General features: G+C 68.1%; 15 protein-coding genes and 1 tRNA gene. 11 read left to right on the top strand and 5 right to left on the bottom strand.

Features of this window, described 5'->3' with window-relative positions:
* The first annotated feature begins 169 nt into the window (after window positions 1–169).
* From rpsB to G6O54_RS33820, 6 genes are all read left to right on the top strand, one after another.
* Window positions 170–1,147 (top strand): 30S ribosomal protein S2, encoded by a 978-nt coding sequence (gene rpsB, locus G6O54_RS33795; protein WP_165234282.1) that lies wholly within the window; start codon window positions 170–172, stop codon window positions 1,145–1,147.
* A gap of 195 nt (window positions 1,148–1,342) precedes the next feature.
* Window positions 1,343–1,939: a translation elongation factor Ts gene (locus G6O54_RS33800; protein WP_165234285.1), complete on the top strand. Its 597-nt coding sequence runs from the start codon at window positions 1,343–1,345 to the stop codon at window positions 1,937–1,939.
* A gap of 131 nt (window positions 1,940–2,070) precedes the next feature.
* The gene (gene pyrH / locus G6O54_RS33805; RefSeq protein ID WP_165234288.1) at window positions 2,071–2,853 is read left to right on the top strand and encodes a UMP kinase; all 783 of its coding nucleotides are present in this window, start codon (window positions 2,071–2,073) and stop codon (window positions 2,851–2,853) included.
* A gap of 145 nt (window positions 2,854–2,998) precedes the next feature.
* Entirely contained in the window at window positions 2,999–3,559 is a 561-nt protein-coding gene (gene frr, locus G6O54_RS33810) for a ribosome recycling factor (RefSeq protein WP_165234291.1), read from the top strand.
* Between the two features lie 79 nt (window positions 3,560–3,638).
* Window positions 3,639–3,712: transfer RNA gene (locus G6O54_RS33815), tRNA-Val, on the top strand.
* Between the two features lie 1,206 nt (window positions 3,713–4,918).
* A complete protein-coding gene (locus G6O54_RS33820; RefSeq protein WP_165234294.1) occupies window positions 4,919–6,442 on the top strand; it encodes a carbon-nitrogen hydrolase family protein in 1,524 nt (507 codons plus the stop codon).
* Here G6O54_RS33820 and G6O54_RS33825 read toward each other — a convergent pair.
* Together G6O54_RS33825 and G6O54_RS33830 are read right to left on the bottom strand one after the other, a co-directional pair.
* A complete protein-coding gene (locus G6O54_RS33825; RefSeq protein WP_165234297.1) occupies window positions 6,433–7,551 on the bottom strand; it encodes a glycosyltransferase family 2 protein in 1,119 nt (372 codons plus the stop codon). The two genes, G6O54_RS33820 and G6O54_RS33825, sit on opposite strands and share 10 nt — an antisense overlap.
* Entirely contained in the window at window positions 7,551–8,645 is a 1,095-nt protein-coding gene (locus tag G6O54_RS33830; RefSeq protein WP_165234300.1) for a sugar transferase, read from the bottom strand. The genes G6O54_RS33825 and G6O54_RS33830 overlap by 1 nt, the downstream gene beginning before the upstream one ends.
* 222 nt (window positions 8,646–8,867) lie before the next feature.
* On the opposite strand from G6O54_RS33830, the gene G6O54_RS33835 reads away from it, so the two are divergent.
* The 3 genes from G6O54_RS33835 to G6O54_RS33845 are packed head-to-tail and all read left to right on the top strand — an operon-like array spanning window position 8,868 to window position 13,190.
* Window positions 8,868–10,016: a glycosyltransferase family 2 protein gene (locus G6O54_RS33835; RefSeq protein ID WP_165234303.1), complete on the top strand. Its 1,149-nt coding sequence runs from the start codon at window positions 8,868–8,870 to the stop codon at window positions 10,014–10,016.
* A complete protein-coding gene (locus G6O54_RS33840; protein WP_165234306.1) occupies window positions 9,953–11,524 on the top strand; it encodes a glycosyltransferase family 39 protein in 1,572 nt (523 codons plus the stop codon). The genes G6O54_RS33835 and G6O54_RS33840 overlap by 64 nt, the downstream gene beginning before the upstream one ends.
* A gap of 22 nt (window positions 11,525–11,546) precedes the next feature.
* Entirely contained in the window at window positions 11,547–13,190 is a 1,644-nt protein-coding gene (locus G6O54_RS33845; RefSeq protein ID WP_165234309.1) for a glycosyltransferase family 39 protein, read from the top strand.
* Here G6O54_RS33845 and G6O54_RS33850 read toward each other — a convergent pair.
* Window positions 13,112–14,464: an SGNH/GDSL hydrolase family protein gene (locus tag G6O54_RS33850; RefSeq protein ID WP_165234312.1), complete on the bottom strand. Its 1,353-nt coding sequence runs from the start codon at window positions 14,462–14,464 to the stop codon at window positions 13,112–13,114. The two genes, G6O54_RS33845 and G6O54_RS33850, sit on opposite strands and share 79 nt — an antisense overlap.
* Before the next feature lie 206 nt (window positions 14,465–14,670).
* Here G6O54_RS33850 and G6O54_RS33855 point away from each other — a divergent pair, with 206 nt between their 5' ends.
* Window positions 14,671–15,330 carry a DUF6624 domain-containing protein gene (locus G6O54_RS33855; protein ID WP_165234315.1) on the top strand — a complete coding sequence of 220 codons (660 nt, stop codon included), beginning with the start codon at window positions 14,671–14,673 and terminating at the stop codon, window positions 15,328–15,330.
* 93 nt (window positions 15,331–15,423) lie between these two features.
* Here the strand turns inward: G6O54_RS33855 and G6O54_RS33860 are convergent, their stop codons facing one another.
* Window positions 15,424–17,013 carry a helix-turn-helix domain-containing protein gene (locus G6O54_RS33860; protein ID WP_165234318.1) on the bottom strand — a complete coding sequence of 530 codons (1,590 nt, stop codon included), beginning with the start codon at window positions 17,011–17,013 and terminating at the stop codon, window positions 15,424–15,426.
* A gap of 128 nt (window positions 17,014–17,141) precedes the next feature.
* Window positions 17,142–17,600 (bottom strand): hypothetical protein, encoded by a 459-nt coding sequence (locus G6O54_RS33865; RefSeq protein ID WP_165234320.1) that lies wholly within the window; start codon window positions 17,598–17,600, stop codon window positions 17,142–17,144.
* 487 nt (window positions 17,601–18,087) lie between these two features.
* On the opposite strand from G6O54_RS33865, the gene G6O54_RS33870 reads away from it, so the two are divergent.
* Complete coding sequence (locus tag G6O54_RS33870; protein ID WP_250847219.1) at window positions 18,088–20,583, top strand: DUF1549 and DUF1553 domain-containing protein; 2,496 nt, start codon at window positions 18,088–18,090, stop codon at window positions 20,581–20,583.
* The last annotated feature ends 161 nt before the right edge of the window (window positions 20,584–20,744 follow it).

The following is a 20,744-nucleotide window of genomic DNA, read 5'->3' on the forward strand; positions in this document are numbered from 1 at the left end:
GGTCGGCCGCTGTCCGGCTTCGGGTGATTTGACGGAGCAGGGGCCCCCCGCTAAGATGATAGCTTCGCGAGTGTGCGAGGAGCTGTTTCACCCCAGCAAGGTCGTCCCGGGGTTCTTCATCCCGGGGGATCGACCGGATCTCACCCTGAATAGACGCGGAGGTTGATTCGTGTCGCTCGTCGTCAAGGACCTGATCGATGCCGGCGTGCATTTCGGCCACAGGGCCAGCCGCTGGAATCCCAAGATGAAGCCGTACATCCACGGCAAGCGGAACCTGATCCACATCATCGACCTGAAGGAGACCGTCCGCGGGCTGCTGCGGGCGACCAAGTTCTTCAGCCGGATCGCCTCGTCCGGCGGCCTGATCCTGTTCGTCGGCACCAAGCGGCAGGCGGCCGAGACGATCATCGAGGAGTGCGGCCGGAGCGGCATGCCCTACGTGACGGAGCGCTGGCTGGGCGGCACCCTCACCAATTTCCGGACGATCCGGAGCCGGCTCGACCGCCTGGAGGAGCTCGAGACGATCCTCGACGGCGAACAGGCCCTGAGCTACTCCAAGAAGATGATCTCCACCCTCGGCCGCGAGCGCCGCAAGATCGAGCGCAACCTGAGCGGCATCCGGAGCATGACCCGGCTCCCCGAGGCCCTGATGGTGATCGACCCGCGGCGCGAGCACATCGCCGTGGCCGAGGCCCGCAAGCTCGGGCTCAAGGTCGTCGCGCTGCTCGACACGGACTGCGATCCGGACCTGATCGACCTGCCGATCCCCGGCAATGACGACAGCATGCGGTCGATCGACCTGGTCATCAAGCGGCTGACCGACGCCATCATCGAGGGCAAGGCCGCCGCGCCGCCGGAGCCTCCGCCGTCCGCCGAACCGGCCGGCCGCGGCGATCGTGACCGCGGCGGCGACCGCGGCCGTCGGGGACCGGGCCGTGACGGCGGTGGCCTGCGCGTCGGCGCCCCCCGGATGCCGGGCATCGTCCCGCCGAAGCCCGTCGAGTCGGCTCCCACCGAGCCTGCCCCCGCGGAGGCCAGCGCCCCCGAGTCGAGCGAGCCTGCTCCTGTCGCTCCCGTCCAGGCCGAGGCCGGCGAGGCTCCTGCTCCCGCCCCCGCCCCCCCCGCGGACGAGCCGACCAACGGCTGAGCGCGTCGGGCGTCGCCCGCGGGACACCGCGTCGAGATCCGGGAGATGATCGGTCGGGGACGAGGGCCGTGATAGCCGGCCCCTCCCCGATCGCCCCCCGGCCATGCCAGGCGCGAGCCCGCGTCAACCAACATCAACATCAGATAACAACGCGCTGAACATACGCTCGAGAATCGAATCCGAGGAGAATGGCCGATGGCCGAGATCACGGCTCAGGCGGTGAACGAGTTTCGCAAGAAGACCGGCCTGGGATTGATGGAATGCAAGAAGCTCCTGGTGGAGGCGGACGGCGACCTGAAGAAGGCGGAGACCCTGGCCAAGGAGCGGGGCCTCAAGCAGGCGGAGCTCCGCGCGGGGCGGGCCGCCAAGGCCGGACGCGTTGAGGTCTACATCCACCACGACGCCAAGTCGGGCGTCCTGGTCGAGCTCAATTGCGAGACCGACTTCGTCGCCCGCAACGACGAGTTCAAGCAGCTCGCCAAGGACCTGGCGCTCCACATCATGGCGGCCAATCCGCTGTACGTGACGCGTGAGGACGTCCCCGCGGCGGCCGTCGAGGAGCAGAAGCGGATCTTCATGGGCCAGGTGGCCGACAAGCCCGCGAATATCCAGGAGAAGATCGCCCAGGGCAAGATCGACGCCTGGTTCAGCGAGAGCGTCCTGATGGACCAGAAGTTCGTCCGGGACGAGGCGAAGTCGGTCCGCGACGTGATCCTGGCGGTCAATGCGCGGACGGGCGAGAACATCTCCGTCGCCCGGTTCGCTCGTTTCGTCGTCGGCGAAGGCCGCTGAATCGGATTGCCTTCCGACTCGCGTCGTCGATGCGAGATCCCGCGGCCGGAGTCGACCCGATTCGGGCGGAGCCGGCCGCGTCGGATGGCCCGGATCAATCGATCGGTCCCTGGAACTCGAAGGAGAGGCGGATGGAAGGCACGATGAGTGGCGGCTCGCCCGCGTTCCGGCGAGTCCTGCTGAAGCTCTCCGGCGAGAGCTTCTGCCGGCCCGGCGGCTCGGGCATCGGCGTGGACGAGGTCAGCCGGATCGCCCGTCAGGCCTCCCGCGTGGCCTCGCTCGGCGTCGAGCTCGCGATCGTGGTGGGGGGCGGCAACATCCTGCGCGGCGGCCAGCTCCGCCGCGACAACGACGTGATCAAGGAAGCCACGGCCCACTACATGGGCATGACGGCGACCGTGATCAACGGGCTGGCCTTGCAGGATGCGATGGAGAGCCTCGGCTGCGCGACGCGGCTCATGACGACGATCCGGATGGAGGAGGTCGCCGAGCCGTTCATCCGCCGGCGTGCCCTCTCCCACCTCGCCAAGGGCCGCGTGATCATCCTCGCGGCCGGGACGGGCAGCCCGTTCGTGACGACCGACACGGCCGCCGCCCTGCGGGGCAAGGAGCTGGGCGCGGACGTCATCCTCAAGGCGACCCGGGTCGACGGCATCTTCTCGGCCGATCCCGAGAAGAACCCGCATGCGGTCCTCTATCCCCACCTCACCTGCGAGCAGGTGCTCGCCGAACAGCTCAAGGTCATGGACCTGACGGCGATCGGGATGTGCATGGAGAATCGCCTCCCGATCCTGGTGTTCAACTTCAAGAAGGAAGGCAACATCGAACGCGCCGTCATGGGCGAGCCGATCGGCACATGGGTCAGCGGCGGCCCCCGTCCCACCCCGGCCTCCGCCTCGGCGCCCGCGAGCTGACCCGAGCCGGAGGGTCCTCATCGGTCGCGACCCGAGGACCCGAGGGCGTCCGCGCCGGACGCCTGTCGCGACCGCCCATGTTCATGATACGATCGAGTCTTGCGGTCTCGCCGCCAGGTCTTAGGGTCCCGGCAGAGGATTCACGATGAGTATCGAAGAGATTGCCCTGGAAGCGGAAGATCGGATGGAGAAGAGCGTCACGCTGCTGACCGATCAGCTCCGAGGCGTTCGGACGGGCCGGGCCAGCACCGGGCTCGTGGATTCCGTCCGGGTCGACTATTACGGGTCGTCGACGCCGCTCAAGCAGCTCGCCAATCTCAGCACGCCCGAGCCGCAGCAGATCCTGATCCGGCCGTTCGACCAGTCCGTGGTCGGCGACATCGTCAAGGCGATCCAGGCCAGCGATCTCGGCCTGACGCCAAACTCGGACGGCAAGGTCATCCGCCTCAACGTGCCGAGCCTCTCGGTCGAGCAGCGCAAGAAGCTCTCGAACCGCGTCAAGGACCTCGCCGAGGAGGCTCGCGTCGCGATCCGGAACATCCGGCGGGACGCCAACAAGCAGGCCGACGTGGAGCAGGCCGACAAGATCCTCACGGAGGACGACCTGGCGACCTGCAAGGAAGAAGTCCAGTCCCTGACCAAGAAATTCGAGGCCAAGGTCAATGACCTGGCCGAGAAGAAGGCCGCCGAGATCATGGAAGTCTGACGAACGACCACCTCGGCCGATTCGGGGCCCCCGGCATCTTGACCGAGGCCCCATTACCGCCTATCATAATGATCCCGCCGGGCGATTAGCTCAGTTGGTTAGAGCGCCTGCTCGACACGCAGGAGGTCAGAAGTTCGAGTCTTCTATCGCCCACTCCCCACGCCGACGGATTGTCCCCACAAGATGAGGCAATCCGTCGTTTCATTTCCGGAGCGGTGACTCCGCCGGGTGACGAAGGCGGCCTTCGTCATGCCCCACCTCCCCATAAGCCCCCTCGGCAGGGCTCCTGAGACTATCGTTGCCTGGGGGAGAGGAGAGGAACCCAGTCCTCCGGGCGGCGGTACACTCGTCGAGCGGATGGCACGCGAGGCGTGGCTGATTCCTTCCGGGCTACCGTGGTTCTTCAAGCCGCTCGTGCTTTGTCAGAGCTTGATTTTTCCGGTCGGCAGAAGGACAGGCAGGAATGCCTGTCCTCCAACACACCTGGCTTGAAACCGGGGGGGCAGATAGTCCTGTCGGTCCTGCAACCCGAATTCTGGGTGTTGATCGACCACTAGGATCGTCTCGATCTCCGGTCCGAATCACGGCGAACACGGAAGCTGTCGCCCGTATGCTCCTTCATCAAGTCCGTGGCGATTCGTGTCGCTTCCTGCGTCGACTCGGCGTAGACGAGCTCCTCGAGGAGGATGGACTCGATGACAGGCCGGCCCGGGACCTCGATCGTACGAGTCACAGTGACCCGCCATGACGGCAGATTCGTCTCCCGCACCTGTCCCGCGGAACCTTGACGAATCATCGGGAATCCTCCGATCACACTTCGCATTCGTACCGACGCTCGACGAGCTCGCTTCAGGTATAATCACTCCCCAAGTCCCGGTTCCATCCTCTTTCACGGGGCGTCGCACGTTTTCCGCACGTTGGCCCGCTCCCATGAACGTAGCCAAGGATGACGGCAGACGGCTCCCGGCGCTCGGCGTAGCACGAAACCTGAGCGACACTTGCGGGAAATATCCGACCATGAAAACCGGAGTGACCTGGAGCTGTCGAGAGATTCACTCGCCCGCCAGGGCTTGGTCCCCATGCCCCATGCACGCCATGCGACATGAGCTCCTGGCGGGCGAGTGTCTTCATCAGCCTGCATGCCTCGCACGAGGTACGCCTCGCGTCGGTGCATGACATCACTGAATGAGGTCGAGAAACGCAGAAAGTCTGGAGGGAGTCGGAAGGCGTTTTGTGATTGAGATTCAGTCTCAAAGGACGGCGATCAGTATGAGTTCCAGGAGGTTCGGTGTCAATGATCCTTCCCTCGGAGTGGGAGAATCTCGCCGAATTCGACCCGGAACGGCGGGAGAATGAAGCATGAGCAACCTCTTCTCGGCGCTGGGCGGTGCCTTGCTGGCCATGTCCCTTGTTGCGACCGGGCCGGGAATGGCCCTCGCGGGAGAAGCCCCCTTGACCGGTCAAGCCGGGGACCGACCGCCGCGGAAGGTTGTGATTGCCACGGCGATCTTCCCGAACTACCCGAAGTATCCCGGGCTCGAGTCCCGGCTCCGCGAGCTCTCGGGGCTCATCGATGAGATGGCGGCCGAGGCGACGAAACGGATCGGCGGCCGTCGCCTTGACCTGGCGATCCTGCCGGAAGACGTCGTCACGTCGCCGGTCGGCGGGGCCGGTGAGCGTGCGATCCGGCTGGAAGGGCCGGTCCGCGAGACCTTCTCCGCGCTCGCCCGCAAGCACTCGGCTTACCTGCTGATCCCCCTCGATCTCGCCGAGGACGGACCCGGCGGACGGACCTGCTCGAACGCCGCGGTCCTCTTCGACCGGAGTGGCGGGGTCGTCGGGATCTATCGGAAGGCCCATCCCGTGGCCTTCGTCGGCACGGATGACCTGGAGCAGGGGATCACGCCCGGTCGTGAATTCCCGGTCTTCGACTGCGACTTCGGCAAGCTCGGCGTCCAGATCTGCTGGGACATTCAGTTCGCCCGGGGCTGGGACGAGCTCGCCCGCAAGGGGGCGGAAATCGTCGCCTGGCCGACCGCCTCTCCGGCGACCGTGCTGCCGGCCGCGCGGGCCCTGGCCCATCGCTACTACGTCGTCTCGAGCACGCCCCGCGACAACGCCTCGGTCTTCGAGCCGACCGGGATGGTCGGGGCGCAGGTCCTCCCGCCGAAGAGGATCCTGGTCCACGAACTGGACCTGAATTTCACCATCCTCGCGTGGTCGGGCTTCCTGAAGAACGGCGAGGCCCTCCGCGAGAAGTTCGGTGACCGAGTCGGCTTCCGCTACTCGTCCAGGGAGGACACGGGCCTGTTCTGGTCCAACGACCCGTCCACGACGATCGACGCCATGATCCGATCAATCGGCGGAGAGTCGCTCGATCATCAGGTCGCGCGGAACGGTCGGCTTTACGAGTCGGGACGGGAGAAATCCCAGACATCGATCTCGGTCTCCGCCCGGAAGGGAGAGGATCGGCTGGACGTCGAGGGGGCGGACTCCGCCCCGGTCGTCGCCGTCCGTACGGCGAGCGGCATCGGGGGTCTCACGGTGCGGAGGACAGCCGCGCGCTGGCCCGATCGCCTCCAGCTTCGGCTCCACGTCCGCGGGCTCGAGTCGCTCAGGATCCGGGCGGGGGGCCTGACCCTGGCCGCCTCGGCCGAGGCCCGGCCGGGGGGACGGGTCGTGGTGAATCGGATCGACCGGCAGGGACGCGAGCAGCCGCTCGGGGAATCGGATTCGCTCTGGGTCGCGATCCGGGCGAAGGGATTCGAAGGGATCGCGCGAAGGCCGGGCGACGGCGGCCATTTCGAGATCGACGTCCCGTCCGCCATCCTCGATGCGAACCCGGAAGAAGTTGGGGTCGAGTGGGTCGACCTCTACCGCTGAACGGAGCGCGGCCGCCGGGGCCGTTCAGCGGCCTCGTGGCGGGCGGAGGCCTCGCGGGGTCGCTGAAGGTGGTCGATCAGGCTGGCGAAGGGACCGACCCCCATGGGGAAGTGGGCCGGGTTGATGGCGCTGCGCGAGAGGTCGGCGCGGAGCTTCCGGCGGTCGCGGATGCTGGTGACGCTCCGGGCGGCGTCGAGCTTGCCCAGGAAGAAGGGGAGGAACCGGAGCCGAGACAGCCTCCAGCAGGCCTGGAGCGTCAGGAGGAGGGCATGGGGGATGATTGCCGCGGCCAGCCTGGCGCGGGGCATGTTGGACCAGAAGACCAGTTCGGCGTTCCGCGCCATCCGTCGCTGGAGCGCGGGTCGGCCATGGTCGTAGGTGGCCGAGATCTCGTGGAGGATCCGGCAACGCGGATTGAACATGCACCGATAGCCCGCCCAGCGGAGCCGGAAGCCCAGATCCACGTCCTCGTAGTAGGAGCCGAGCAGCGGGTCGAATCCGCCGACGTGTCGGAGCGCGGAGGCGCGATAGAAGGCGCTGGAGCCGCTGGCGGCGAAGACCTCCTCCGGGGGCCGGCCTCCCCATCGGAGGGCGGCCTGGCCGTGGCCGCGCTTGGCGGGCCAGCCCGCCAGGGTGTAGGTGTCTCCGGCCGAGTCCACCCGGTCGGGCTCGGATCGGACCAGGACCAGCGGGGCGACCGAGCCGACGGTCGGGTCGGCGAACGGGGCGAGCCCCGCCTCGAGCCAGCCCGCCGTGACCTCGGTGTCGTTGTTCAGGAGTTGGATGAAATGGCCGCGAGCCGCCTCGATGCCCGCGTTGGCCGCGGCGCAGAAGCCTCCGTTCGCCTCGCGGCGGAGGAGCCGCACCGTGGGATGGGCGGCGGCCAGCCATTCCGCGGTGCCATCCGTCGAGGCATCGTCGGAGACGATCACCTCCACCGTCCACGCGTTTCCCGCCGGCAGGTGGCGAAAGACGCTGGCCAGGCAGGTTTCCAGGAGCTTTCTCCCGTTGAAGCTGGGGATGACGAGCGAGCAGAGGGGGACGGGAGTGGCGTCGCCGCGGTCCTCATCGGGGGCGTGGCCCGGTCCGATACTCGAACGCGATACCATCAGGCTTCCCCTCGCTTCACGACCTGGGAGACCTTCCACGAGGTCTTGCCCCAGGCGACATGCTGGACCGTCATGAGGAGGATCACGAAATCGAGCCAGAACGACCATCTCTGGATGTAGTCGAGGTCGTACTGGATCCGCTTGCGGAGCGAGGTCCGTCCCCGCCAGCCGTGGACCTGGGCCCATCCGGTCATCCCGCAGGGCACGGCGTGCCGGAGGTCGTATTCGGGGATGTCCTGGCGGAACTGATTCACGAAGACGGGGCGCTCCGGTCGCGGGCCGACCAGGCTCATGTCTCCCTTGAGGACGTTGAAGAGCTGGGGAATCTCGTCGATGTTGGTGTGCCGGAGCCAGTCGCCGATCCGGGTGCAGCGGGTGTCATGGTTCGAGGCCCAGATCGGGCCCGTCTGGACCTCGGCGTCGGTCCCCATGCTCCGGAACTTGATGATCCGGAAATGGCGCCCGCCCTGTCCGATTCGCTCCTGCGAATAGAAGATGGGCCTCCCGGATGTGACCAGGATCGCCGCGGCCACGATCAGGAGGAACGGCGAGAGCAAGGCGAGGGCAAGCCCGGAGATCAGGACGTCCGCCGTCCGCTTGGCGGTGCGGGCCAGGTCGACCGCCCCGATGGCCCAGGAGCCGACTCCGGCCTGCTCGGGGCCCGAATCCCGAACCAGCCCGCGATCGGAGTCGACATGCACCCAATGGACGGTCACGGAGGAATTGGTAAACTTGGCCAGTCCCGGGATCAGGTGTCGTCGGGGCCTGCGGGGCAAGGCAACGACCACATCGGTGGCTCCCGTCCGATCCACGACCTCGACCAGGCGATCGAGGCCGCCCAGGACGGGGAGCGGTCCGGCCTGGGGATGCACGGGCAGATGCCTGCCTCGCTTGCGGGCCTTCGGGCCGGAGAGCGGCCGGTGGCCGGCGTCCACGAAGCCGACGATCGTGACGTCCTCGCCCGATGACCCCTCGAGATGCCGGAGGAGCTTCCTGGCATCGCGGCGGGCACCGACCAGGATGATCCGGTTTCGTGCCAGTCGCCCGGCCCGTCTCAGCCCGCTCCGCCTTGCGAACACGAGGGAATCATTCATGAGTATTCACCGATCCATCGGTCGCCGCCCGACAGCACCGGCCGAGGGGCGGGCTGATGGCGGTCGCGAGGGCCTGGGAACGTCCGGCCATCCATGGCCGCGACGTTTTCGGACGGGTTGATTCAATTTTTCCATCGGACGGGACGACGGAAGTATCCAGTAAATCCGATCAACTCGCATTCCCGATACTTGCCGAAACCGGCCGCGAGGAAACTGCCAGTGGTGGCGACGCTCCCCGACAACGAATCCTCGCCGGCGAAGGGCCTCCCGCGGCTGGCGGTGATCCTGGTCAACTACAACGGCTGGCCGGATGTCGACCGCGTGGTCGAATGCCTGACGGCCGAGCCCGAGTTTCACGCCGGTCGATTCCAGGTCGTCGTCGTGGACAATGCGTCCCGGGGTCCGATCCCCGATCGCTTCACCTCCCTCCCGGGCGGCGTCCGCCTCCTCATCCGGCCCGACAACGGCGGATTTGCAGTCGGAGTGAACGCGGGCTGGCGAATGGCCGGAAGCCCCTGGTTGCTGATCCTGAATCCGGATGTGGAGATCGAGCGGGGATGGATCGGCCAGGTCCTCGGGCGGATCGCCGACTACGACCGGCGTCCCGCGGGATCGCCGGGAATCGTCGGCTTCGGGCTGAGGAACCCCGACGGCACCGTTCAGGGGTCCGTCGGCGTCTTTCCCACCCTGGTCCGGACGATTCGCGAGCAGTTCATACCCCGTTCCCGGCGGAAATACCAGGCCGGTTGGAGAATTCGTCCCGGCCGAGTCGACTGGGTCACGGGCGCCTGCATGCTCCTCAATGCGTCGATGATGGCCTCGGTCGGCGGCATGGACGAGGATTTCTTCCTCTATCACGAGGAAGTGGCCCTGAGCCGGACCGCCCAGGACCTGGGATGGTCGGTCGAATACGATCCGGGCCTCGGCGTGATCCATCGACATCCCTTGCAGGATCGGGCCATTTCGCCCAAGATGCGGGTGATCATCCGCCACAGCAAGCTGCTCTACTTCTGGAAGCACTTGCCGGGCTGGCAGTTCCGAGGGATCCTCGGGATCGTCCGGGCCGAGGCGATGGTTCGAGGGGCCGCAGCCCGACTCGTCGGGAACCGCCTCGAAGCCCGCGCGTGGGGGATCATCCGCTCGATCGCCGACGGTTTTCGATGCGGGCATCCGGTGAGGGGCCGCGAGGTCCTTCGGCTCGCGGAGGATGCGGACCCGGGACGCGTCCCGGACCATCGGGGACCTTTTCGGCACGACCCGGCCGGCCGGCATGACGCCGGCCCAGACTGGCGAAAGGACGGATCCGAGTGCCGCGCCACCACCATCTCGCCCCTCTCGGCCTCCTCATGGCGGCGGCCGCCCTCCTGCTAACCTGGCTCGCCACGCATACCGAGGTCATGTACGCCGACGGCCTCCGCTACGTCGATCAGGCTCGCCGCCTGGAGACGGCACGCTGGAAGGAGACCCTCTCGCGCGGGACCGATCACCCCGCCTATCCGCTGGCAATCGCCGCGGCCCATCGACTCCGCGGCGGAGACAGCCCCGCCGACTGGCAGGCGGCCGCCCAGGCGGCCTCGATCCTGGCCGGGATCCTGCTCGTCGTCCCCATCTACCTCGTGGCGCTGGAGCTGTTCGGCCCGAGGGCCGCCTGGCTCGCCGGCGCCCTCACCTTCCTGGTCCCCCTCAACGGCCACGTCCTCGCCGACGTCCTCTCCGAGGGGCTCTTCCTCCTCTTCTGGATGTTCGGCTGCTGGACCGGGCTGAGGTTCCTCCGCGCGGGGTCCACACGCTGGCTGCTGGCCGCGGTCTCGTTCGGGTTCCTTGCCTATCTCGTGCGGCCGGAGGGGATCCTCCTGCCGGCGGCCCTCGCAGCCACGCTCCTGATCGCCATGGCGGTCCCGGCCCTCCGGCTTCCGCGAACCCGGGCGATCCGCGGTGCGCTGATCCTGGTCGTGGGGCCGATCCTCCTGGCCGGACCATTCCTGTTCCTGAAGGGGGGGATCGCGACCAAGCCCGCGATCTCCCGGCTGTTCGGGCTCTCGGGGAAGTCGTCCGCGATGGCGGTGGAGCGGGAGAGGCCCCTCGATCCCGACCAGTCGACCGCGGCGACCCTGGCCGCGGCGGGTCGGGCCGCTTTTCGGGCGATCTCGGAGGGCGTCTCGCCGATCCTCCTGCTCCCCGCGGCCGTCGGGATCGTGCGGGCATTCCGGCGTCGTCGGGACGTCCGGCAATCGGTCTTCCTGGGGATCCTCATGGCGTCCTGGCTGCTGGCGCTCCTGCGATTGCATGCGACGGGCGGCTACTGCACCGCGCGCCATGCCATGTTGCTCGCCTTGCTGCTGCTGGGCTTCGCGGCCCACGGGCTCATCGACATGGTGGATCGAGCCGTCTCGCTCTGCCGCGATCGCCTCGGCGTGCGCCTGCCGGCTCGGGCCGTCCTTGCGGCGATCCCGCTGACGATGCTGGCCGCGTCGTGGTCGTCCCTGATCGCTCCCGTCAATGCGGGATTTGCCACCTACAGGCCGGCTGGAGAGTGGCTGGCGGCGAACACGGCGGCGGACGCCCGCATCCTCGACCTGAAGGGGTGGGCGTCCTACTACGGCGGGCGCCGGGGATATGGATTCGGAGAGATCGACGACGCGCTCCGCGACCCGAATCTCCGCTGGGTCGTCGCCCACGACGCCTTCCTGGTCGGGCCGTGGTCCTACTGCGACATCATCCGCGGGGCCGTCGCGGGGAAGGCCCGCGTGAAATCCTTCCCGGAGAGGCCCCGGCGCGGCGTGGCACAGGTGCACATTTACGACCGCTCGATCCCCTCGGCAGAAGTCCCGCAGCCCCCGCCGGCGATCTCGAGCCGGGATGGACGGCCGGTTCGCTGAGGCCGAAGTGAAGGAGCAAACCATGGGCATCGACACATCTTTTTCGCCGTCGCCGGAGCGGGAGTCGGCGGCTCGGCCGGGCCTGATGCTCTCCCAGCACGTGGTCCGCGTCATCTTGCTGATGGCCGCGACGGCGGCCATGCTGGTCTGGGGCCTGCGGCATACCGAGGCTTGTTACGGCGACGGCCTCCGGGCCATCGAGCAGGCCCGGCAGGTCGCCCGTGGGGACTGGCGCGGGGGGCTGATCGGCGCGGTCGACCATCCGTTGCATCCGCTCCTGATCCTGGCGGCGCACCCGCTGGTCGGCGGGGACGACGCCGCGTCCTGGCAGCGGGCGGCGGTGGCCCTGGGATTCGCCTGTGTCGTCCTGCTCGTGATCCCGGCCTACCTGCTGGGCCGCGACGCGTTCGGCGACCAGACGGCCTGGCTGGCCGCGATGCTGGTCGCCGCCAATCCGCTGCTGGTGACAATCGTCGCCAACGCCCTCACGGAGAGCTCATTCCTCCTGGCGTGGACGTGGGGGCTCTGGGCCGCGGTCCGCTTCCTCCGCGAGGGGCGATTCGTCTGGTTGCCGGTGACCATCGGCCTCGGTGCCCTCGCCTACCTGGCGCGGCCGGAGGGGATCCTGCTCCCGGTCTCGGTCGCGGGGACGCTCCTGCTCCTGCCGCTCCACCAGGCCACCCGGATCCACTGGCCGCGGTGGGCCGCGGCGACGGCCTTCCTGGTCGTCGGCTCGCTGGCCGCCGCCGGCCCGTTCATCGCGCTCGAGGGGGGTATCGGCACCAGACCATCGGTCGCGCGGGTGCTCGGCCTTGCCCCGGGCGCCTCGGCCGACGCCCCGGAGCGGGAGCGACCGCTTGCCGCGGGTCAGTCCGCCTCCGAAACCTATCGCCAGGCCACCGCGCGGGTGCTTCGGTGCGTCCGGGTGGCCGCGTTCACGCCGCTGTTACTGCTGGCCCTGCCGGGCTACTTGCTGGCTCGTCGAAGCCCGGCGCGGGCGCGGCTGGGCCTCTTCTTCGGCCTCATACTCGGGATTTCCGTGGCGGGGCTCGTCCGCCTCCATGCGACGGGCGGCTATTGCACGGCCCGTCACGCGTTGATTCCCGCGCTGATCCTGGTCGTGTTCGCCGCCCACGCGATCGAGCGGCTCATGGGCATGATCGCCATCCCGGGATCGTGGCTCGGCCCCGAGCGGTCCCGGGTCAGGCCCGGCGCCGCGATCTGGGTCCTGGCGATCGCGGTGCTCGTCATCCTGCCTCGACGCGGGCAGGTCGCGCCGGCGGAGATCCCCGGGCCCTTCCACGTCTACCGCGATTCGGGCGATTGGCTGGCCCGGACCGTGGAGCCGGGCGAGGCCGTCCTGGACATGACCGACTGGTCGAGCTTCTTCAGCAACGGGCCGGGATACCGCTTCGCGGACGTCCAGGCCGCGCCGGCCGACCCGTCGCTCCGATGGGTGGTCCTCCGCCGGTCCCACCTCTTCGGTCACTGGGGCTATAGCGGGGTGCTCCGCGGGCTCGTCGCCGGCCTGAAGCCGACGGCCGTCGTCCCCGAGCATCCCGCCCCGGGACAGATCCAGGTTGAGATCTACGACCGCTTCCCCCCCGCGGGCCGGATCGCGGCCTCCGGCGGGCCTGGCTCCCCGGAGGTCGCACCTCGACGCTGACCGGCGTTCGGGAAGAGCCCCTCGTAGACCAGTTCGGCCATGATCTGATAGCCGTCGGGGACGAAGTGGCATTCATCGCTGAAGAGCGAGGAGGGCCGCTCGCGGAACGCGCGCTGGATGTCGATGACGGCCTGATCCTGTTCTCGGGCCCACGAAACGAGCGCCTCGTTGTAGTCCGGGACGTGGCTCCGCCAGTTCCCGGACCGGCGGAGGACCTCCGGGGCCGCCTGATGGGGACGCGTGAGGAAGACGATGGGGATCCCGCGGGCCAGGGACTCGGCCCGGAATCGGTCGAGATTCGCCACGTACTCCTCGACCGTCACGCGGGGGTGGAACGGGCCGTCGACCTGCCGCGGCGGCTCGGCGATAAGCCGCTTCAGATAATAGGTCAGGACGAGCGATGTGCGGTAGCGAACCATGGCCCGCTGGAGCGAAACCATCGGCCAGCTCGGCGGTCGGAATTCCCGGTCCGACGGCCCGCTGGCCTGGGCGGCGTCGTTCCAGCCGTAACTGACCACGACGAGATTGGGCTGGAAGCGGTCCACGTCCTGGAGGAACCTGAGCAGTCCCTGATGGGACGAGTAGCCGGAGACCCCCGCGTTCACGACCTCGTAGCTCGCGGCGGGGCTCGCGGGCCGCTCCGCGAGCAGTCGGTGGAGCCGAGCGGGCCAGTCCCCGCGGGGAGGGCCGTCGGTCAGCGAGTCGCCGTAGCAGAGGATCCGGATCTTGCCGTCGGGCTTGGGTACTTCGAGGATCGGTCCCTTGAAGTGCTGGGCGTTATACGGCTTGTGCGCGACCGGCCTCCAGAGCAGGATCGGGTCCGGCTCGCGGTGGACGTCGGCCGTGATCGTCGCCACCCGCCAGTCGTCGGCACCGGACTTCCAGACGGTCTCGATCGGCAGGTGATACCGCAGGATCCCCGCGTTGGTCAAACCCCGACACGCCAGCTCCACGCCGGCCGGGGCGATGATCAGGATCGAGGACGCAGCGATCGAGGCCAGCGCGGGCTTGCTCCGGGCCCGTCGGAGCCAGCGAGCTTCACCGGCCGGTCCGGAACGCTTCCAGGCCAGGTCGAGGCCCAGCATCGCGATCGTCGCCGCGGCGGCTCCGGTGGGGCTTCCCTCGGGGAAGATCAGGAGATAGAGACTCGCCGCGAGTAGGTGGACCCAACCGAGGACGAAGAGTCGATCGCCGGACGCTCCTCGAAGTCGCGGGACCAGGATCCCGCCGAGCACCGTGGCGATCAACGCCAGCTCCCAGGGAGACCGAACCATCTGGAAATCCTCCCCGTTCTCGTCGACGGTCGAGGCCCGGTACGGGCCCATATCAAGAACCGAGCGCCAGCGACCCCGATTCTGGCCGATGGAGGGCCTGGGTCAAGGCGAGATGGGCCGGCCCGCCTTCACGCGCCGGCGACGGGTCGCTAACATTCGTGCAGACAACCGAACGACTTCAGGGAGTTCCCCGAGTGATGAAATCGATGACTCTTGCCATTCTCACGGCCTCGCTGGCCTGCTTCCTCCAGCTCGATGACGCGAAGCCGCCGGGCGGGGCCGTCAAGGAGCCGGAATTGCGCCAGGAGCTGCTCCGGCGCGTCGAGGCGGATCAGAAGGCCCGAGGCGATCTGATCGCCCGAATGAAGGAGCAGGAAGGGACGAAACCGCCGGGGGACGGCAAGACGGTGAAGCGTCACGGGATCACGTTCGACAAGAAAGCCTTCGAAGCCGTGAAGAAGGCCGATGAGGAGAATACGAAGCGGCTCGCCGAGATCGTCCGGAAGCACGGCTGGCCCACGGTCTCGCTCGTCGGGAAGGATGGCACCCATGCCGCCTGGCTGCTGGTCCAGCATGCCGACGCCGAGCCCGGCTTCCAGCGCAAGTGCCTGGACCTGATGAACCGGCTTCCGAAGGGGGAGAGCCTGTCGGACGACGTCGCTTACCTGACCGACCGCGTCCTCCTCGCGGAGGGGAAGAAGCAGCTCTACGGGACCCAGTTCGAGAGCGTCGCCGGGAAATGGGAACCCAGGCCGCTCGAGGATCCGGCGAACGTGGACAAACGGCGGGCCGAGGTGGGGCTCCTGCCGCTGGCGGAGTACGTCAAGCAGCTCGAATCGGTCTACGGGAAGCCGAAGAGTCGGTGATCAAGGTCCAGAGGCGATCGCGCCGGAAACACCACGAGCCGCCGACCCTGCGTGAGGTCCGGCGGCTCGCGTAGAAGGGAGATCGCCTGGGGACTACTTGCCGAAGAGCCCGGCGATCGCCTGGATCAGGCCGGAGCCGTTGTGCATCTCATGGAAGTCGTGGAGATTGCGCATCAGGTCCCAGGCGACGAAGCTGGCGAGCAGGATGCAGAGGGTGGTGAAGCAGAGCAGGCCCACCCAGAGGCCGCCCCATTCCGGCGCGGCCTCGCGGGAGATGACCATCGCCGGCGCGGGGCCGCTCGAGGTGCCCTCGTCGGAGGACCAGGCGGTGGCCATCTCGCTGGAGACGGCCTCCTCGAAGCCATCGTCCTCGTCGTCGTCGTCGGAGGCGATAGCGGACGGGGCCAGGACGGTGCCCGCGTTCTGGTCGACGTCCTCCTCGTCGATGGCGAAGACCTCGGAGCCGCTGTCGCTGTCCTCGATGTCGAAGTCGCTGGCGGCTTCGAGCTGCATGGTCCGGTCGTCGGAGGACTCGTCGTCGCCGATCGAGGGGACGTCCACCTCGAAATCGGTGTCGTCGAAGATGTCCTTCTCACCCTTCTTGACCGACGGCGGGGGCGTGGCGGAGAGGGACTGCTTGGCCTTGGACGGCTCGGCCTTGGCGGGCTTGGCCGCCGCCTTCGAGGCCTCGGGCCTGAAGGACTTGAGCTCGTCGTCGCTGAGCGGGGCCAGCTCGATCGAGTCGTGATGTCCCAGGTCGAAGCTGCCGGCCGACTGGAGGTTGATGCCGGAGTCGCTCGGCCTCGAGAGGTTGATGCCGGAGAGGTTCGGGTCGGCCGCCGTGACGTCCGAATCGCTCGGCTTGAGCGGCGTGGATTCGAACTCGTCGCTGGCGTCGAGCGCGCTCAGCTCGAAGTCGCTGCCCGACTCGGGCTCGGGCTTGAGGACGTCGACGATGTCGCTCGACGGGTTCAGCTCGAAGTCGCTGTCCGACTCGGCGGCGGGGACCTCGGCGGACGACCCCACGACCGGGCTCTGGCGGATGGCCGTGTCGTTGGAGCCGCTGCCGCTGGGGCGGAGGAATCCGTGATCGGCCGTGTCATCCTTGATCAGGGTCACGTCCGAATCGCTGGGGTGCCGCAGGTCGGGATCCGGCGAGGCGAGCCGGACGTCCGAGTCGCTGGAACCCTTGACGTTGTCCGGCACCAGGCGGACGTCCGAGTCGCTGGGGAGCTTACCCATCGACTTCATCCCGATGATCACCGAGCTGGATCCGGTGACCGGGTTGGGCGGGACGGACAGGTCGTCGAAGAGGAGATCGTGGTCGGACCCCATCTCCGGCGTGGGCTTGTCATCCGTCTTGCCGCCGGCGTAGGCGGCGATGTCCATGGTCTCCTCGGCCAGGTCGGGCTTGGCCGTCCCGAGCTGGAACTCGGAGAGATCCAGGTCCTCGATCTTCTCCGGATCGGCGGCGGCGGGGACCTCGAGATCGGAGAGCCGGAGCTCGGCGTCGCTGCCGAGACCTCGGTGCCGCGCCAACTCGTCGATGTCGACCACCCGGAACCGCCAGGATCCGCCGTCGAGGAACGCGCGGATCTCGCGATGCTGGGCCTTGGACTTCAGCTCCTCCGCGCTCATGCCCAGGACGCGGGCGGCCTCTTCCAATGTGTAGAACTGTGCCATGGACGTGGTCCTCGCGGTCGAAGTCGGCCGATCGGCCGTGGTGGAGTCGATTCCAGGGGGAAGCGGGGACCGCGGCGGCTCCGACGTGACCATTCGCGTCACGTCCACTCACTCGGGCGATCCCCCGATTATCGAGGCGGTTGCGCCAGGGTCCTCACCATCGACTCGATGGCCGCCGGCTCCGGCGCTTGATTGTTATAGTGCTCCAGCTTCAGGTCCCACTGATACTGTCGGGCTGCTTCGAGCTTGAGAGCCCCCTTCGAGTTGCCGGGATCGACGCGGTAGACCGCCAGTGCATGGCTTCGGGTATCGACCAGGTAGAGCAACTGATAGGAACCCGGCGGCGACGTCACGAAGGCCAGGGTGCCGTTCGCTTCCCCGTTCGCCAGGACCTTCGGGCTGGCCACCTGGGGCAAGCCGCGATTCCCCTCGATCGCCCTCCCGGGAACGCCCCCCGCATCCGCCCCTCTGCCCGTCTGGGCCTCCGCCGTCGGCCCGTGCATCCCCGAAGCCCAGGAGAGCATGACTCCCATGGCGATGCCGGGCAGTCCGAACCGGGCCATACCTCCGCTGAATCGCATTCGCATCGCGACGATCCTCCTTGAAGCGCCCTCGACCCTGATCCTCAAGGTCACAACGACCCGCCCCTGGACTCCGCCCACCCCCTCGCGAGGGGGGCGCAGGCGCATGGCCTTTCTCCGACTTCAGTCTACCACATCGATGCGCCGAGTCGGCCCGGGCTCGATAAATGACGGGTAACCCGAATCCCTTCCCGGAACTCAGCCTGCGTACTCCTTACAATTCTAAGAGTTCGCCCGCTTCACGCAAGTCCACCCGCACCACGGGCTCCCTCCGTTTCGCCCAGGATCGCCGCATTGACATCGCAATTTCGCTGCCGGCGGAGATTTCACCGTTGACTTTCCTCCACGCATTCGTCAAAGCTAACGTCCTGTTCAACAATGTTGTAGCAGGTGTCCGACAATCCTATGGGCCGATGGCCGGGCCGGAGCCCACCGATCCGGAGGCCGCGGCGTGCTTCGCGGGTCGAGATTCCTCCCCAGGAGCCAGGCGACGATGCAATCACGACCCGGCCTACGCCTCCTCGTGGAACTGACCGCGTGTTTGATCCTCGGGACGACCACGAGCCCGATCATGGCGGGATCGGCGGTCCCTGATCGGACGGCCCGACGATCGGGCACGATGATCGAGCCGACGGCCTCGGCGCTCGTGGGCAGGCATGCGACCCGGCAGTTGCTCCTCACCGAGTCCCGGGCGGATGGGTCTGGCCGGGACCTCACCCGGGCCGCGTCCTGGTCGAGCCAGGATCCGTCCATCGCGTCCGTCAACTCCCGCGGCGAGGTCCGCCCGCGACGGAACGGGAAGGTGACGATCGTCGCGCGTTCCGGGTCGACGGAGTCCCGTGCGGAGATCCAGGTCCAGGGGATGGAGGCCGACGCCCCCGTCAGCTTCCGCCGGGACGTGCTGCCGGCTTTCAGCCGGACCGGCTGCAACATGGGGGCCTGCCATGGCACGCCGGCCGGCCGGGGCGGGTTTCGCCTCAGCTTGCGAGGCTATCTCCCCGACGAGGACCTCATCGCGCTGACGCACGAGGCCGGCGGACGACGCGTCGATCGGGCCGACGCGGCCTCGAGCCTGCTCCTGCTCAAGCCGCTCGGCGAGATCCCCCACGAGGGGGGCCGTCGACTCGTCCGCGGGGACCTCTGCTATGAGCTGATCCGGGACTGGATTTTCGAGGGCGCCCGGGACGTGGCCGCGAGCCCGGCACCCGCGAGGTTGGAGATCGTGCCCGGGGCTCGCGTGCTCGTCGGCACGGCCGATTCCCAGCAGCTCGCCGTCCTGCTGCACCATGAAGATGGCTCGATCCGCGACGTGACGCCGCTGTGCTATTTCGATTCCTCGCGGCCGGCCGTCGCCGAGGTCGAGCCCGAGGGATTCGTGAAGTTTCGGGCCCGCGGGGAAGTCGCGATCATCGCCCATTACCTGAGCCTCGTCGCCAACGTCCGCCTGACTCACCTGGTCGAGTCGCCCGGGTTCGTCGCCGCCCCCGTGCCCGACGATAACGTGATCGATCGGGCGGTCTTCGCGAAGCTGAACCGGATGCGGATCCCCCCGTCACCTCCGTGCTCCGACGAGGTCTTCCTCCGCCGCGTCTACCTCGACGTCCTGGGCGTGCTGCCGACGCCCGCCGAGATCGAGGCATTCCTCCACGACCCCGGGACAGCGAGCTCCGATGTCGGCTCGTCATCGGCCGCCCGCCGTGAGCATGCGGTCGAGAGACTCCTCCGCCGGCCCGAGTTCTTCGATTTCTGGGCCCTCAAGCTGGCGGACGTCCTCCGATCGAACGGCCGATTCATCCAGTCCAAGGGTGCCTTCGTCTACCATCGCTGGATCCGTTCGGCCGTCGAGAGCGACATGCCGATGGACCAGTTCGTCCGGGCCCTGCTGACGACCGACGGCTCGACCTACGAGCGACCGGCGGCGAACTACTACCGCGTCTGCCGCGAGCCGGAGGCGGCGGTGGAGGCGACGGCCCAGCTCTTCATGGGGATCCGGATCCAGTGCGCCAAGTGCCACAATCACCCGGCGGAGCGATGGACCCAGGATGACTACTACGGTTTCGCGGCGTTCTTCTCCCAGGTCGGCCGGAAGAAGGGGAACCAGGCCGGCGAGGAGGTCGTCTTCTCGACCCAGGCCGGCGAGGTCCACCAGCCCCGGACCGGGCGGCTGATGCAGCCCAAGGCGCTCGGAGGGCCCATCCTTACGGGGACGGGAATCGAGCGACGCGCCCGCCTGGCCTCATGGCTCACCAGCGAGGAAAACCCCTACTTCGCCCGCTGCTTCGTCAATCGCGTCTGGTATCACCTGAACGGCCGTGGGATCGTCGAGCCCGTGGACGATTTCCGCGACTCCAACCCACCGTCCAATAACGAGCTGCTCGACGGGCTGACCGCGAAGTTCATCCACGATGGATACAGCCTCAGGTCCTTGATCCGGACGATCGCACTCAGTCGGACCTACGGGCTCTCCTCCGAGGCGAAGCCGGGGAATGCGGACGACGACGTTTACTTCTCGCACGCGACAACCCGGATGCTGCCCGCGGAAGTCCTCCTGGACGCGATCTCGTCGGTCGCCGGCGCATCCACTCGCTTCGACGGGCTCCCGAGCGGATCGAGGGCGACCCAGATCCCCGACGGCAAGATGGACAATCCCTTCCTCAAGACGTTCGGTCGCCCGGCACGCGAGCTGACGTGCGAGTGCGAGCGCGAAGGCGACCCGAACCTCTCGCAGGCCCTGCAGCTCATCGGCGGCTCGACCGTCAACGAGAAGCTCCACGACGAGAAGGGGCGGATGGCGGAGCTCGCCCGCAGCGGCGAGCCTCCGGCGGCCATCGCGCGGAGGCTCTACACGGTGGCACTCAGCCGCGAGCCGTCCTCCGAGGAGCTTGCCGCCGCCGTCCGCCACATGAGCTCGGGCGGCGACCTGAGGTCATCGGTCGAGGACCTTGGATGGGTGCTGATCAACTCCAAGGAGTTCCTCTTCCGACACTGAGATCGACGCCGGGGACTCGGCACGTCGGGCGGCGGCGGGTCGCGCACCTTGCCGGACGCGGCGAAGCTCATCAGGGCCGCGATCAGGACGTGGATCAACTGCCCGATGATTCGATGTTCTTGCTCCGCCCGCTTCGGGACGGGGCGGCGTCCCCGGCTTAG

It is taken from the genome of Aquisphaera insulae, assembly GCF_011064615.1.
GTDB classification, from domain to species: Bacteria; Planctomycetota; Planctomycetia; order Isosphaerales; family Isosphaeraceae; genus Aquisphaera; species Aquisphaera insulae.

Excerpts from the sequence above, each read along its gene's own strand:
- G6O54_RS33860 (WP_165234318.1), bottom strand. The coding sequence starts at position 17,013 with ATGGCACAGTTCTACACATTGGAAGAGGCCGCCCGCGTCCTGGGCATG.
- G6O54_RS33850 (WP_165234312.1), bottom strand. The coding sequence starts at position 14,464 with ATGGTTCGGTCTCCCTGGGAGCTGGCGTTGATCGCCACGGTGCTCGGC.
- G6O54_RS33855 (WP_165234315.1), top strand. The coding sequence starts at position 14,671 with ATGACTCTTGCCATTCTCACGGCCTCGCTGGCCTGCTTCCTCCAGCTC.
- G6O54_RS33800 (WP_165234285.1), top strand. The coding sequence starts at position 1,343 with ATGGCCGAGATCACGGCTCAGGCGGTGAACGAGTTTCGCAAGAAGACC.
- G6O54_RS33820 (WP_165234294.1), top strand. The coding sequence starts at position 4,919 with ATGAGCAACCTCTTCTCGGCGCTGGGCGGTGCCTTGCTGGCCATGTCC.
- G6O54_RS33830 (WP_165234300.1), bottom strand. The coding sequence starts at position 8,645 with ATGAATGATTCCCTCGTGTTCGCAAGGCGGAGCGGGCTGAGACGGGCC.
- G6O54_RS33845 (WP_165234309.1), top strand. The coding sequence starts at position 11,547 with ATGGGCATCGACACATCTTTTTCGCCGTCGCCGGAGCGGGAGTCGGCG.
- G6O54_RS33825 (WP_165234297.1), bottom strand. The coding sequence starts at position 7,551 with ATGGTATCGCGTTCGAGTATCGGACCGGGCCACGCCCCCGATGAGGAC.
- pyrH (WP_165234288.1), top strand. The coding sequence starts at position 2,071 with ATGGAAGGCACGATGAGTGGCGGCTCGCCCGCGTTCCGGCGAGTCCTG.
- G6O54_RS33865 (WP_165234320.1), bottom strand. The coding sequence starts at position 17,600 with ATGCGAATGCGATTCAGCGGAGGTATGGCCCGGTTCGGACTGCCCGGC.
- G6O54_RS33870 (WP_250847219.1), top strand. The coding sequence starts at position 18,088 with ATGCAATCACGACCCGGCCTACGCCTCCTCGTGGAACTGACCGCGTGT.
- frr (WP_165234291.1), top strand. The coding sequence starts at position 2,999 with ATGAGTATCGAAGAGATTGCCCTGGAAGCGGAAGATCGGATGGAGAAG.